This is a genomic window from Nocardioides sp. YIM 152315 (assembly GCF_029210375.1).
Taxonomy (GTDB): domain Bacteria; phylum Actinomycetota; class Actinomycetes; order Propionibacteriales; family Nocardioidaceae; genus Nocardioides.
The window spans coordinates 1-15153 of the sequence record NZ_JARGER010000023.1 but is presented as its reverse complement, the minus strand read 5'-3'; the positions used below and the strand labels follow the sequence as shown (position 1 = coordinate 15153).

Here is a 15153-nt window from a genome sequence, read left to right as displayed (position 1 = left end):
GTCGTTTCGCCACGGAGAACGTCCCCCATTCTTAGGATCGATTGGATCGAATGGTCAGGGATGCCGGGAGGCCGTCGTGCGGGTTGCCACCGAGCACCGACTGGTCACCGCCCACCCGGGCGAGACCGTCGAGGTTCGGATCGACGTCGTCAACACCGGCGAGCTCATCGAGGGCGTGACCGCCCACCTCATCGGGCTGCCCGACGGCCAGATCGGCGTGGAGCCGCAGCTCCTGCCGCTCTTCCCCGACGCGCAGGGTCAGATCACGCTCTCGATCGGCGTGCCGACCCACCAGCCCGCCGGCATGCACCCGCTCTCGATCGCGGTCGTCTCGCACGGCGCCGGGGCACCGACCCAGCACGTCGACGTCGACCTCTCGGTGTCCGCGCGCCCCGACGTCCGTCTCGGTGCGGAGCCGCAGGCGATCCGCTCGAAGCGCGCCGGGCGCTTCGTGCTCACCGTCGAGAACACCGGCAACGTCGCCCTCGACGCCGACCTGTCGGCGGTCCAGGAGGACCGGCGGACCCGCACCCGCTTCACCCCCGACAAGGTGTCCGTCGAGCCCGGCATGGCGACGCCGGTGATCCTCAACGTCAAGGGCCCCCGGATGTTCACCGGCTCCGAGGTCGACCGGATGGTGGCGGTCGGGCTCGTCGCCCGGCGCGCGCACACCATCCCGGCGATGGACGAGGCGGAGGAGGGTCCCGCCCTCGAGCGGCAGACCGTGGTGCGGCTGCGGCAGAAGCCGCTGATCAGCAGGGGCCTGCTCACCGCCTTGATCCTGCTGGCGATCGTGTCCCTGTGGGCCGCGATCTTCCTGCTCGGGCTCACCCAGGTGCTCGGCGGCGACCCGATGACGAAGGCCGCGCCGACGTCGTTCTTCCCGCCGTCCATCGTCAACGAGTCCGACGGCGGCACCGGCACCGGCACTGACACAGGCACGGGTACTGGCACTGGCACTGGCACGGGCTCCGACAGTGCCAAGCCGGTGGGGGCGATGCCGAAGACCGGGCTGCTCCCGGCCGGGGTCGGCGGCGAGATCACCGGCGTGGTCACCGCGGCCAGCAGCCACCTGCCTGCCGGCCGGATCACGGTGCAGGCCTTCCGGCAGGGGCCCGAGAAGCTGAAGAAGGTGAGCTCGGCGGCCACCCAGGCCGACGGCACCTACCGGCTCGCCGGGCTCTTCCCGACCGGCTACCGCCTGAAGTTCAGCGCCAGCGGCTACGACGCGGTCTGGTACTCCTCCGAGGCCCCGACCAACGCGGTGTCGTCGAAGGCGGCGGCGACTCCGGTCGAGGTCGACGCGCAGGGCGAGGTCTCCGACATCGGCGTGGAGATCGTCGGACACGATGCGAGCATCTCGGGCTCGATCGATCCGGGGGACTCGCTCGCCACGGTGCAGACGACCGTGGTGGTGCGGATGACCGGCGCCTTCGGCGACGCCGACGAGGTCGCGCGCACCGTGGCGAACGGCACCGCCTACAAGCTGACCGGCCTGCCGGCGCCCGCGACCTACGAGCTGAGCTTCACGGCGCCCGGCTACCAGGCCACGAAGGTGGTGACCTCGGTCGGCGGCGGCGAGACGCGGCTCCAGCCGACGGTCGTGCTCGATGCCGGTGTCGGCCAGATCAGCGGCGTCGTGACCGATGACGGTGAGCGGTTGGGCAACGTCACGGTCAGCACGAGCGTCGCCGGCCAGGAGATCTCGGTCATGACCCCGACCTCCGGGCAGGTGGGCGCCTACACCCTCACCGACCTGCCGACCCCCGGCACCTACGTGCTCACCTTCTCCGCCCCCGACCACGGTTCGAAGGCCGTGATCGTGGGTCTCGAGGCCGGCAAGAGCGAGACCCGCGACATCAGCCTGCGCGCCGGGACGGGCAGCGTCGTCGGCGTCGTGCGGGACGGCGACGGCAATCGCCTGGGCGGCGTCTCCGTGGTGGTGGGCGGCGCCACGTCCGCGGGCGGGAGCGTCGATGTCGACTCGCTCCCGTCGACCACCACCCTCACCGACGACCCGGTCGGCAGCTTCTCGATCAGCGGCCTGCAGGCGCCCGGCGACTACACGCTGACCTTCGTCCGCGAGGGGTACGCGTCGGAGACGCTGCCCCTCAACCTGACGAAGAACGGCCCACCACAGCAGGTCAAGGCGTTCCTCGGCACCCGCTTCGGCGGCGCACGCGGCACCGTCACCGGACCCGACGGCACGGCGTACGTCGGCGCGACGGTGACGGCGACCAACGGCACCCGGTCGTGGACGACCACCACCAGCTCTCCTGGGCCGACGTTGCCGGACGGCGGCTACCTCTTCAGTGACCTCCCGCCCGGCACCTACAGCCTGACGGTGACCAACGACGGCGTCCGTCAGCTCACCGGGATGGTGACCGTCCGCGCCGGGCACGTCGAGCCGCTGGACTTCACGCTGCAGGCGGCCGGCTGATGTACGTCGAGATCAGTCCGCGGCGCCTCACGGCCGTGCCCGGTCTCGCCCAGGCACTCACGATCACGATCAGCAACACCAGCGACGTGATCGCCGGCTTCACCGTGCGGATCCTGGGCGCCGACCCGAGCTGGGTGGAGCTCGAGGAGACCGAGCTCTCGCTCTTCCCCGACGAGACCCGCGCCGTCGTCGCCCAGCTCCGGGTGCCGGAGGGCATGGTCGCCGGCGAGCGCCGGATCGCGGTGCAGGTCCGCGAGCTCACGCCGCCGGAGTCGACCAGCATCGAGGACGTCGTCCTGGTCGTGCCGGAGGCGCGCTCCGTGCAGGTGCGCGTCGACCCGATGACGCAGACCGCCGGCAAGAGGGCGCGGTACGGCCTGCTGATCGACAACACGGGCAACACGCCCATCACGAGCAGGCTCACCGGCACCGATGCGGAGGGCCAGGTCCGCTTCGAGTTCGAGCCGCCGAGCCTGGACCTCCCGCCGGGCGAGCACGCGGTCGTCGAGCTCAGGGCCAGGGCCAAGCGCCCGCTCGTCGGAGGGCCGCTGGTGCGGGTGCTCGACATCGGGCTCGAGGACCCGCCGGCGACGTCGGGGACCGCAGCGGCGCCCCCGTCGGTCGACCAGAAGCTGTCGGTCGGCCGCTCGACCAAGCACCCCGCCGCCCCGTCGGTCCGGTCCGACGACCCGCCGCTGGTGAGCGCGACGTTCCTGCAGAAGGCGGTCGTCACCCGCGGTCCCCTGTCGCTGCTCGGGCTGCTGTTCGCGCTCTCGGTCTTCGCCGTCGTGATCACGCTCGCGCTGTCCCGGATCGTCGGCCAGTCCGTCGCCGACCGCAACCTCGCCCTCGAGATCGCCCAAGCGCGCAACGCCGCCGCGACATCCGGTGGCAGCGGCCTCTCGGGCACCGTCCGGCTGCTCACCTCGGGCGACGCCGTCCGTGGCGTCGCCGTCGACGTCTACCCCGCGGGTGACACCTCGAAGCCGATCGCGACCACGTCCACCGACAAGGCCGGGGCCTGGGAGGTCGCCGACCTGCCCGCCGGGGACTACAAGGTCACCTTCCTCGGCGCCGGTTTCGTGCAGCTCTGGTACCCGCAGGCGCTGTCCGCGGACAACGCCGAGACGGTGACGCTCGACACCAACACCAGGCGGACCGGGCTCGACGTCTCCCTCGGCGGCGTGCCGGCATCGGTCGCCGGAAGCGTCGTCGGCGCCGACGTCGCCGGCGCCACGCTCGCCCTCACGCTGCCGCTCGCGGGTGCCGGCGACGACGGCGCGGTGGTCCAGACGGTGCCGATTGGCTCGGATGGCACCTTCGAGCTCACCGACGTCCCGTCCCCGAACGTCTACGACCTCGTGGTGAGCAAGACCGGGTTCGCCACCTCGACCCAGCAGATCGACGTCGCAGCCGGCGAGGAGCGCACCGGGATCGAGGTGACCCTGCGCAAGGGCGACGGGTTGATCGACGGCGTCGTCGGCTCGTCGGCCGGACCGCTGGGCGGGGTCACCATCGTCGCGACGTCCGGCCAGTCGGAGGTGACCACCCTGTCGCTCACCGGCGCGGACGAGGGCAGCTTCACGATCCGGAGCCTGCCCACGCCGGGCAGCTACACGATCGCGGCGAGCAAGGCGGGCTACGCCTCGCAGACGATCACCGTCTCTCTCGCGCGCGGTCAGCACCTGACCGGGATGGCACTGACCCTCGGCAAGTCGTCGGGATCGCTGTCCGGAAGCGTCTCCCTGATGCCCGACGGCAATCCGCTCCCGGGGGTGGCGGTCACCGTGACCGACGGCGAGAACACGACCGTCACCGCGACCCAGGGCTCCGACGACATCGGGGCCTGGACCGTCGGCGGCCTCGCGATCCCGGGCACCTACACCGTCTCCTTCTCGCGCTCGGACCTCGAGACGCAGACCCTCGGGGTCTCCCTCGACGCCGCCGGCAACATCTCGAGCGGCAACCAGGGCGCGACCGTCACCAGAGCCGGGATCACCGTGGCGATGCAGCCGTCGACCGCGGTGCTCCACGGCACCATCCGCCAGCCGGTCTCCGCCGGCTCCGCGGACCGGCCGCCGGTGGGCGAGGTCACCGTCCAGCTGACGTCGGGCACCACGTCGTACTCCGTGATCACCGCGTCGGTGCCCAGCGCCAAGGCCGGCCAGTACCGCATCGAGGGCATCCCACCGGGGACCTACACCGTCAGCGTCAGCCGCAACGGCGTGAGCCCCACCTCCGAGATCATCGAGCTCGTGGCCGGCCAGGACCGGCCGTACAGCCCACTGCTCGCTGCCGCCGCGTCGATCTCCGGCACCGTCGTCCTGAACGGCCAGCGGGTGCCCGCCGGATGGTACGTCGACCTCTTCCGTGCCTCGACCTATCCGGAGGATCCCTACCGCACGGTCCGGACCGCCGCCGACGGCACGTTCTCGTTCCCCGACGTCGACGCGCCCGAGGTCTACATCGTGGAGGTGCGGCCGACCAGGGGCAGCAGCCCGTCGGGCTCGCGCACCGTCCAGCTCGCCGCCAGCGACCAGCGCACGATCACCGTGCGGGCCGAGCCATGAGCCAGGCTTCCCGCGGCCCGGAGCCGGCACCCGGACTGACCGTCTCGCCGGGTCTGCGCACGGCCGCCGGCTCGCCGCTACCGGTCGAGGTCACGGTGACCAACACGGCCGCGGCCCCGCGGGTGCTCGCCGTCGGTGCCATCGGCGTCGACGGCGGCTGGCTGCCCCCGCTGACCCGCACCGAACCGCTGGCGCCCGGGCAGAGCGCCCTGCTCACCGTGCTCCTCTCGCCGCCGATCGGCACCGTGCCCGGGCAGTACCCCTTCGCGTTCACGGCGCAGGCGCTGGACCCGGACACCGGTCGCCCGAGCGGGGCGCCGGCGACCATGCTCGACAGCTCGCTGGTCGTCAACCCACGCAACCAGCTCACGCTCGAGCTCGACCCGCGCACCGTGTCGATGATCGCCTCCCGACGAGTGCGGCTGACGCTGCGCAACAGCGGCGACTCGACGGCCCGGGTGCGGCTGGAGACGCGGGCCTCACCGCGCTTGGGGGTGCGCCTGCGCGCCCAGGACCTTGCCGTCGAACCCGGAGCAACCCGCGTCGTCAAGGGCCGCGTCTCGGTGTCACGGGGTCGGCTGTTCGGCGGAGTCGAGCACCACACCTACACGGTGAGCGCGCGCGGCACCGAGACCGTGCGCCACGTCGAGGGCTCGGTCACCCAGCGTCCGGCGATCGGCCTGGGCTGGCTCAAGCTCGTCGCCCTGCTCGCCGTGCTCTCGATCTGGATCGCGGCCGCCGTCGTCTTCATCCCGCGGCTGGCCGACCGGATCGGCAGTCCGGAGCAGGACACCACGGCGGTCAACAAGCCGGACAAGCCGGCCGACGAGCAGGAGGGGGCCGGCGACCAGGGCGACGGCGACGGCGGCGACGGCGGCTCCGGCGGAGATGCCGGTGGGGGCGACAGCGGAGACGGCGGCGGAGGGGGCTCGGGCACCACGGCCGCGCCCGCCGGCGCCGAGGACGACGGCGACATCTCGCTGTCCGGCACGGTCGCGGGTGACCGGCCCGGCGGGGTGGTCGTCAGCCTGTCACCGACCTCGCTGGTCGAGGAGGCCGCCCAGGAGGGAGGCGGCGTCGGCGTACCGAGCTCCGAGCTCGGCAGCACCGGGATGTCCCTCGCCTCGTCGTTCCTCAACCAGGCGCTCCCGGAGACCCCACCCGACCGGACGGCGAGGACGACCGGCGACGGGTCGTGGGCGTTCACCGACGTCCCGGCACTGGGCTACTACCTGCTCACGTTCCGCAAACCCGGCTTCCAGACCCGCTCCTTCGTCATCGACGCGTCGAGCGAGGCGGCGGGCGAGCCGCTCGAGGTCGAGATGGCCGCCGGCGAGGGGCGCATGTCCGGGACGGTCCGAGGCCCCCGCGGCGCGGTCGGCGCCGCGACCGTCACCATCACCGACGGCACCACCACGATGACCACGAGCACGAACTCCAAGGGGGGCGTGGGGCACTGGTCGGTCCGCGGGCTCTCCACCCCGGGGACGTACGTCGTCTCCGCCTCCCTGCCGGGGCTGTCGAGCGAGTCCGAGCTCGTCGAACTCGCCGCGGGCGGCAGCGCCGTCGCCGACCTGGAGCTGCGGCACGGTGTCGGCACCCTGGCCGGCAAGGTCCGCGCGACGAACCAGCAGGGCAAGCTCGCCGGTGCCGGCGGCGTCCAGGTCACCGTCACCGGCGCGGACGGGAAGGTGCGCACCGCGACCACCCTGACCCGGGGGGAGAAGCCCGAGGAGGGCAGCAGCGCCCGGGTCAGCGCGGGGCTCGTCGGCACCTACAAGGTCCCCGGGCTCACCGTTCCCGGGACGTACGTCGTGACGTTCAGCGGAGCCGGGCTGCAGCCTTACACCAGCGAGGTGACCTTCAAGCGCGGCCAGCCCGCGGCCTCGATCGACACCGACCTGGTGTCGTCGACCGGATCGATCGCCGGGAAGATCAGCGGCGCGGACGGCAAGGGCATCGTCGGCGCGGGCCTCACCCTCGTCGGCGGCGACAACACCTACAAGACGATGTCGACCTCGGACCCCGAGGGCAGCTACCTGCTCAACGGCATCACGCCGGGCACCTACACGCTCGGGATCCAGTACTTCGGGTTCCTCACCGACTACGTGACGGTCAAGGTGCGGGCGGGGCACACCACCCCGCTGAACCGCGCCATCCAGGAGCTGAAGAACGGTGTCCTCGCCGGACGCGCGAAGATCCAGGGCCGGGTCGTCGACGCGACGACCGGGACCGCGGTCAGCTGTGCCGGATCCGCCGACAACTGCGTCGTGGCGAGCACGGTCGAGAGCGCGGTCGTCACCGATGACGACGACAACGACCCCGGCACGACGTACTCCACCAAGTTCCTGCCCGGTGACATGTTCACGCTGCCGGACGACACCCGCGGCCTGCTGCCCGGACTGCACACGGTGCGGGTGGCGGCGCCGCACTACGAGTCGGCCACCACCCGGGTGCAGGTGCCGAGCGAGGGCACCGTCAACGTCGGGACGCTCGGGCTCTACCCGGCGCCCAAGATCGTCGGCACGATCACGACGGTGATCGGGGTGCCCAGCGGCCCGACCTGCGTCTGGGCCGTGCCCGCCGGTCAGCCGGCGCCCGACACGCCGTGTGCCACCGCGGCGAACACGACCTGCCAGCACACGACGGCCACCTTCGACCTCGCGAGCACCGGCCCCGAGCCCGTCTGCGCGTTCGTCAACGGCCGCGGCGACTACTCGCTCGAGCTCTTCGAGCACGGCTCCTACACCGTCTACGTGCAGCCGTCCGACCCGGAGTACCTCCAGGCCGGCGCCAACACCCTGGTCCTCGGCGTCGGGGACACCAAGAGCTACAGCGTCCAGATCCACCGCCTCGGCCGGATCACCGTGACCACCAAGGAGCCCGGCACCTCCGGGAGCCTGGTCCCGGCTGCGGACGTCGCCGTCGAGGTCTCCCCGGATCCGGGCACCACCTGGCCGCTGACCAACGGTGCCGGCCAGACCACGATCACCGGGCTGACCGACCGGACCTACACGTTCTCGGCGAGCCACGGCGACCGCTCGGACCAGCGCACCCAACGGGTCGGGCTCGACCAGGAGCTGACACTCGACCTCATCCTCACCCATCCGATCGGCAACGTGGTCGGGCAGGTGACCGCCAACATCGACGGGGCGCCCCTCGACATCGACGACGCGGCCGTCAAGGTCACCGCACCCGCCGACTACTCCGGGGGCTCCACGGTGCTCGGCACGGCCTCGATGACCACCGACGCGGACGGCTGCTTCGCCATCCAGCCGGCGCCGGAGGACATCACGGGTACGCCGACCACACCGGCCGCGGGCGACTGCGACGGCCCCTGGACCTCGGCGTCGCTGTCGCGCACGACCTTCCTCTCCGACGCGGCGTCGTCGATCGAGATCACCCGCGACGGATACGAGCGGCTGCTCGTGACGAACCGGCAGCTGGCCTCCCCGGGGCTGAACTCCTTCAGCATGGATCCGGTGCCGATCGACGGCAACCAGCTGGTCGTCCACACCGACCCGGCCGCGAGCGCGATCGCCTGGGGCAGCGTCCGCTTCACTGTGGCCATCACCGGTGGCGGCAACCAGGTGTCGGTGACCGCGACGCAGGTCGGTGAACCCGAAGCGGGCACCGCCGTCCTGACCTGGAGCGACACCCGGCTGCCCGTGGGTCGGGCCCGACCCGGCACCTACACGATCACCGCCTCGGCCGACGGCTACCAGACCGCGTCGCAGGGGGTCGTCTGCGCGGTCGGCGCCGCCGCCTGCGTGTGGGACGACGAGCCCCTGACGCTGGTCAAGCAGGGCGGGCTGACCATCTCGGCAGTCGACAGCGTCGGACCCGTCAACGGCGCCGAGTTCACCCTGATCAAGGACGGCACGACCATCCGGTCGCAGACCGCCTCCGCCGGCACCAACTCGGTCACGTTCCTCGGGCTGGAGCCCTATGCGACCGACTACCAGGTGCGCATCCGCGCCGCCGGCCACGAGTTCGGTCTCGCCGGCGACGGCGGTGACCTGCCGACGACGTGCGGTACGACGTACACGATCCCGGCCGGCGACACCATCGCCTGCGCCGCCACCCTCACGAGGCTGGCCACCATCAGCGGCACGGTGCGCGGCATCGGCGCCAAGCCTCCCGCGACCGCGCCCTTCCGTGGCCTGGCGTCGGCGCAGGTCACCATCACGCGCTGCACCGACACGACCACGGTGCCCGGCTACTGCAGCGACGTCGACGAGGACGAGCGGTTCGTCGGGACGGCGGATGCGAACGGCGTCTTCGCCGTCACCGGCACCGCGAGCGACGCGGGCCTGCGCAACGGAGACTGGCTGGTCGAGGCCGCCGCACCCGGGTTCCACGCCACGACCAACCCCGGGGGCGCCCTGCCCGGCGTGCTCGTGGCCGGTCTGGCCGGCGATCGCAGCGTCGCGATCTCGCTCTACGTCGACCTGGTCACCGTCAACGTCAACCTCACCGACCAGTCCAACCGCGCGGTGTCGGACGCCTCGGTCCGGCTGCTGACGCCCAACGGGATCACCGAGGTCGCCGTCGCCACGGACCCCGAGGACGACGGCATCTACACGCTGGCGAACATCGTGCCCACGTCGTACCTGATCAGCGTCGCGAAGGACGGCTACATCGGCGGCACCACCGAGGTCACCTTCGCCGAGGGCGTCAGCCCCACGACCCGCTACGTCTCGATCGTCCGCGGCGCGAGCGCGATCGACGGCATCGTGGGAGGGGACGACGTCACCGGCGGTGTCAACGGCGTCCGGGTCCGGGTGTGCGCGGACGAGACCTGCAGCGCCGGCCCGGTCGACGGCACCGACGCCGCCGCGCTCGTCGGCACCACGCCGATGACAGCGGGGACCGCGGGATCGTTCGGGTTCGCCACCGTCCCGAACGGGACCTTCTGGCTGGTGCTCGACAAGCACGGCTACGACACCCAGGCGATCGGCCCGCTGCAGTTCCGCTACGACCAGGCCGGGTTCCGGGGGCAGGCACCGACGCTCGTGGCGGTCACCCGCGACGTCTCGATCACCCTGCTGCCCAACGCCGCCGACAACGACCTGACCGGCGCCACCGTCACGTTGACCGGCGGCGACGGGACCGTGCACACCGTCACTCCGCTCGCCGAGGACGACGACGGCGGGTACGTCGCGTCGTTCTTGGATGTCCGGCGTGGTTGCTGGACGGTCGGGGTCACCCTGCCCACCGGCCACCACGGCGATGTCGGGGCGCTCGAGGACGTCGCGCCCACCGACGACGAGATCACCTGCGCCGCGGACCGGCTGGTCGTCTCCGGTGACGAAGCCGACGACACCGGCACCACGGCGAGCGTGGACGTCGACGAGGCGAAGCTGACCTTCGCGGTGGCCGCCACGACGAAGTTCGGGCACGTGGCGCCGAGCTTCGACGTCACCGTGTCCCGCGCCGGCGTCGCCTCGCCGTACTTCCACAGCGCCAGCTTCGCGGTCGGCTCCGCCGAGATGTGGGTGCCGACCGGCATCGGCTACCAGGTCGACGTGACGCGAGTCCCCGCCGACCCGTTCTGGCCGGCGACCGGATCGGGCCCCTTCCCGGTCACCGTCGCCGGCGTCAGCCAGACGGTGACCATGAACGAGCAGGCCGCCACCCTCGCCATCACGGTGACCGGTGCGTCGGCGACCAGTGTCGCGACGCTGCTGATCGAGCCGCTGGCCGGCAACACCGAGGCGCTGCCCGCCGACGCGCCGACGAGCACGACCGGCACGACGGCGGCCTTCGAGCTCCCGGCCGGTGGGTGGCAGGTCACCGCGACCCTCGAGGGGGAGACCGACGTCAAGACCGTCACCGTCGACGACCCGCACGCCTACACCCTCGCGCTCGAGCCGCCGCCGCCCGACCCGCCGGACGAGCCCGCGGACCCCGAGGCCGGCGGCTGAGCGTCAGCGCAAGGAGTACGTCGCGAGCGAGACGCCCACGTAGTGGGAGACGAACGCGAGGATCGTGAAGGTGTGGAACACCTCGTGGAAGCCGAACCAGCGCGGCCACGGGTTGGGCCGCTTGAAGCCGTAGACGACGCCACCGAAGGTGTAGAGCGCGCCGCCGACGAGGATCATCACGAACGTCGCGACGCCGATGCCCAGGCCGAGCCGGGTGGCGCCGTCGAGGAACGACGGGATGAAGAAGACCGCGGCCCAGCCGAGCGCGATGTAGATCGGCACGTAGAGCCAGCGCGGGGCGTCGGTCCAGAAGATCCGGAAGCCGACGCCGAGCACGGCTCCTCCCCACACGGTCGCCAGCAGCACCACGCGCGGGGTGCCGTCGAGGAGCAGGAGGCTGAACGGGGTGTAGGAGCCCGCGATCAGCAGGAAGATGTTGGAGTGGTCGAAGCGGCGCAGGAAGGCCCAGACCCGCGGCGACCAGGAGCCGGTGTGGTAGACGGCCGACACGGTGAACAGCACCAGCGCCGACCCCGTGAAGAGTGCGGAGCCGACGCGGGTCATCGCGGTCGGCGAGAGGCAGATCAGCACGATGCCGGCCGCCAGCGTCAGCGGCGCGATCGCGAGGTGGAGCCAGCCGCGCAGCCGCGGCTTGATCTCGGCGGTGAGGTCGGCCCTGAAGTCGGCGACGGCCTCGCGAGCGTGGTCGAGCCCCACCCGCATCGCCTGGTTCATGGCCTGGTTCATGGCCTGGTTCATGGAACAGACCGTACCCGGGGTACGGGCGCGGAAACCGCGGACGCGGTGCACGTCACCACCACGGCGGGTTCGCCCTTCCGCCCGCGGATCACCGTCGGCGCTCGCTACCATCGACAGGTGGACTGGAAGCGGGGCGTGCGACGGGTGCTCTACCCGGCGTACGAGGCCCGCATGCTGCGCCGGATGCCCGTCAGCATCCCGCAGCACGTCGGGGTGATGCTCGACGGCAACCGCCGCTGGGCGAAGGCCGTGGGCCGCGACACCGCACACGGGCACCGTGCCGGGGCCGCCAACATCGAGCCCCTGCTGGGCTGGTGCGACGAGGTCGGCATCGAGGTGGTCACGCTGTGGCTGCTCTCGACCGACAACCTCAACCGACCCGAGCGTGAGCTGCTGCCGCTGCTGGAGATCATCGGCGAGGCGGTCGCGTCGCTCGCCGACCAGCAGAAGTGGCGGATCCACCCCGTGGGCGCGCTCGACCTGCTGCCGGCCGAGATCGCGGAGAAGCTCAAGGCGGCCGAGGAGGCGACGCGCGACGTCGACGGGATGCTCGTCAACGTCGCCGTCGGGTACGGCGGCCGCCGGGAGATCGCGGACGCCGTCCGCTCGCTCCTCCACGAGTCCGCCGCGAAGGGGATGTCGCTGGAGGAGCTCGCCACCGTGATCGATGTCGAGCACATCGCGGAGCACCTCTACACCAAGGGCCAGCCGGACCCCGACCTGGTGATCCGCACCTCGGGCGAGCAGCGACTCGGTGGCTTCCTGCTGTGGCAGTCGGCGAAGTCGGAGTTCTACTTCTGCGAGGCCTACTGGCCCGAGTTCCGGCGGGTCGACTTCCTGCGGGCGATCCGGGCGTACGCCCTGCGCGACCGGCGCTTCGGGGCGTAGCCCCGGGGTCACCCAGCCTTCACCCTTCGTTCGGGCGTGTCGGCCCGGATCGCGTGGAGGCGCGGCGTACTTTCGCAGGTATCGGGGAGTGGGGAAGCTCCCCGTATCGGGAGGCCCGTTCGTGAGCATTCACGACTGCACAGCGCATCAGCCGGGGGGAGCTCCTCAGCGGTGCGTGACCGGGAGCCGGCACTCCGGCGCTCGGGTCCGTTCCGGTCCGCACACGTGAGCCGACGGCCGGTGCGGAGTGCCCGCCGGCCTGCTGAAGGGGTGTCATCAGTGCCCACCCAGGCCCAGAAGTCACAGCGCTCCGCCTCCACCCGGCCCCGCCCGACCCAGTCCGGCACCACGCGGTCAAGCACGACATCGCCCACCGTCCGCACCTACGTCCTGGACACGAGCGTGCTGCTGGCCGACCCGGGCGCACTGAGACGCTTCGCGGAGCACGAGGTCGTGCTCCCCGTCGTGGTGATCACCGAGCTGGAGGGCAAGCGCCACCACCCCGAGCTGGGCTTCTTCGCCCGTACGGCGCTGCGGATGCTCGACGAGCTGCGGATCACCCACGGCCGGCTCGACGAGCCGGTGCCGGTCGGCGAGGAGGGCGGCACGATCCGCGTCGAGCTCAACCACACCGACCCGGAGTCGCTCCCGTCGGGCTTCCGCCTCGGCGACAACGACACGCGCATCCTGGCGGTGGCGCGCAACCTCGCCGACGAGGGTCACGCGGTCACGCTCGTGTCCAAGGACCTCCCGCTGCGGATCAAGGCCTCCGCGGTCGGTCTCGACGCCGAGGAGTACCGCGCGGAGGCCATCAGCGACTCCGACACCGGCTACTCCGGCATGGCCGAGCTGGAGGTCGCCGCCGCCGACCTCGACGAGCTGTACGACGACGGCGTGCTCGACCTCGAGGCGGCGCGGGAGCTGCCGTGCCACCACGGGCTGGTGCTGCTCTCCGAGCGCGGCACGGCCCTGGGCCGGGTCGGGCCCGACAAGCACGTGCACCTCGTGCGCGGCGACCGTGAGGCGTTCGGCATCCACGGCCGGTCCGCCGAGCAGCGGATCGCCCTCGAGATGCTGCTCGACCCCGAGGTCGGCATCGTCTCCCTGGGTGGACGCGCCGGCACCGGCAAGTCCGCGCTCGCCCTGTGCGCCGGGCTGGAGGCGGTCATGGAGCGTCGCCAGCACCAGCGCGTCGTCGTCTTCCGGCCGCTGTTCGCGGTCGGCGGCCAGGAGCTCGGCTACCTGCCGGGCTCGGAGTCGGAGAAGATGTCGCCGTGGGCGCAGGCGGTCTTCGACACGCTCGGCGCGATCACGACGCGCGACGTCATCGACGAGGTCCTCGACCGCGGCATGCTCGAGGTGCTGCCGCTCACGCACATCCGCGGTCGCTCGCTGCACGACGCGTTCGTCATCGTCGACGAGGCCCAGTCGCTGGAACGCAACGTGCTGCTGACCGTGCTGTCGCGGATCGGTGCGAACTCCAAGGTCGTGCTCACCCACGACGTCGCCCAGCGCGACAACCTCCGGGTCGGCCGGCACGACGGCGTGGTGGCGGTGGTCGAGAAGCTCAAGGGCCACCCGCTCTTCGCCCACGTCACGCTGACGCGCTCGGAGCGCTCGCCGATCGCGGCGCTCGTGACCGAGATGCTGGAGAACGTCACGCTGTGACCGTCCCGGGACTCCTGGAGCCCCTGTGACTGCTGTGGCGGGGAGGGTGCCGGACGGGCCACTTCCCCGGGCGGATTGCGTCGTTCGGTTTGCCACGACCTTCTCCGTCAGGCAGGGTGACGCGAGTCGTCCCGCCGTTGAGTGGGCCCGCCCCCGAGTCGCCAACCCGAGCAGACGAGCCCTTGTCGAAGCGCGCCAAGTACGTCCCGAAGCACCGGAACGTCCCCGAACCGACCCTGCGTGACGCGCCCCGGAGGGCGCTGCGCACCGGCCTGGTGATGACCTCGGTCGCGGCTGCGGTCACCGGCGTCTCCGTCGCCGGCGGCGTACTCGGATCGTCGGCGCCGGTGCCGACGGTCGCGCAGGACCTGGGCGGCAGCATCACCGGTGGCGCATCCGACGGCGACGGCGCAGCGGCGGCCGCCGCCGACGTCGACCGCGACGTCGTCTCCCGCTCGGCCGACCGGGACCGCCGGCCCGACCCCGCCAAGGTCAGCGCCCTCTCGGTCGACAGCGGCCCGGCGCGCACGGCGTCGGTCGACGTCACCGACGGCGACCCCCACGACATCGCCCGGGCCCTGCTCCCGCAGTTCGGCTTCTCGAGCGACCAGTTCGGCTGCCTCGACTCGCTGTGGACCCGCGAGAGCAACTGGAACCCCGCGGCCCACAACCCCTCCTCCGGCGCGCACGGCATCCCCCAGGCGCTGCCCGGCTCCAAGATGGCCACCGCCGGCCCGGACTGGGAGTCCAACCCGGTGACCCAGATCAGGTGGGGGCTCGGCTACATCCAGGACCGCTACGGCAGCCCCTGCGGTGCCTGGGGCCACTCGGAGTCGCACGGCTGGTACTGACGCCGGCCCGCGCCCGACGCGGGTCGCTGACGCGGGGGGACGCGCCGTGG

General features: G+C 72.3%; 7 protein-coding genes. 6 read left to right on the top strand and 1 reads right to left on the bottom strand.

What is annotated here, in order from left to right; genetic code table 11:
- Positions 1-76 precede the first annotated feature (76 nt).
- From PZ894_RS06975 to PZ894_RS06965, 3 genes are read left to right on the top strand one after another with little or no spacing between them, the layout of a single operon-like run.
- A complete protein-coding gene (locus tag PZ894_RS06975) occupies positions 77-2440 on the top strand; it encodes a carboxypeptidase-like regulatory domain-containing protein (RefSeq protein WP_275743769.1) in 2364 nt (787 codons plus the stop codon).
- Positions 2440-5010 (top strand): carboxypeptidase regulatory-like domain-containing protein, encoded by a 2571-nt coding sequence (locus tag PZ894_RS06970; protein WP_275743768.1) that lies wholly within the window; start codon positions 2440-2442, stop codon positions 5008-5010. Before PZ894_RS06975 ends, PZ894_RS06970 begins: the two co-directional genes overlap by 1 nt.
- Entirely contained in the window at positions 5007-10937 is a 5931-nt protein-coding gene (locus PZ894_RS06965) for a carboxypeptidase regulatory-like domain-containing protein (RefSeq protein ID WP_275743767.1), read from the top strand. The genes PZ894_RS06970 and PZ894_RS06965 overlap by 4 nt, the downstream gene beginning before the upstream one ends.
- 3 nt (positions 10938-10940) lie before the next feature.
- On the opposite strand, the gene PZ894_RS06960 is transcribed toward PZ894_RS06965, so the two are convergent.
- Positions 10941-11696, bottom strand: a complete 756-nt coding sequence (locus tag PZ894_RS06960) for a hemolysin III family protein (RefSeq protein ID WP_275743766.1) — start codon at positions 11694-11696, stop codon at positions 10941-10943.
- A 117-nt stretch (positions 11697-11813) separates the two neighbouring features.
- Here PZ894_RS06960 and PZ894_RS06955 point away from each other — a divergent pair, with 117 nt between their 5' ends.
- The 3 genes from PZ894_RS06955 to PZ894_RS06945 all read left to right on the top strand — a co-directional run bounded on the left by PZ894_RS06955 (position 11814) and on the right by PZ894_RS06945 (position 15103).
- Positions 11814-12584, top strand: a complete 771-nt coding sequence (locus tag PZ894_RS06955) for an isoprenyl transferase (protein WP_275743765.1) — start codon at positions 11814-11816, stop codon at positions 12582-12584.
- Between the two features lie 390 nt (positions 12585-12974).
- The gene (locus PZ894_RS06950; protein ID WP_275743933.1) at positions 12975-14252 is read left to right on the top strand and encodes a PhoH family protein; all 1278 of its coding nucleotides are present in this window, start codon (positions 12975-12977) and stop codon (positions 14250-14252) included.
- Positions 14253-14434: 182 nt separating this feature from the next.
- Entirely contained in the window at positions 14435-15103 is a 669-nt protein-coding gene (locus PZ894_RS06945; protein WP_275743764.1) for a lytic transglycosylase domain-containing protein, read from the top strand.
- Positions 15104-15153: the final 50 nt, after the last annotated feature.

Coding starts and splice junctions, on each gene's coding strand:
- PZ894_RS06965 (WP_275743767.1), top strand. CDS start 5,007: ATGAGCCAGGCTTCCCGCGGCCCGGAGCCGGCACCCGGACTGACCGTC.
- PZ894_RS06970 (WP_275743768.1), top strand. CDS start 2,440: ATGTACGTCGAGATCAGTCCGCGGCGCCTCACGGCCGTGCCCGGTCTC.
- PZ894_RS06960 (WP_275743766.1), bottom strand. CDS start 11,696: ATGAACCAGGCCATGAACCAGGCCATGAACCAGGCGATGCGGGTGGGG.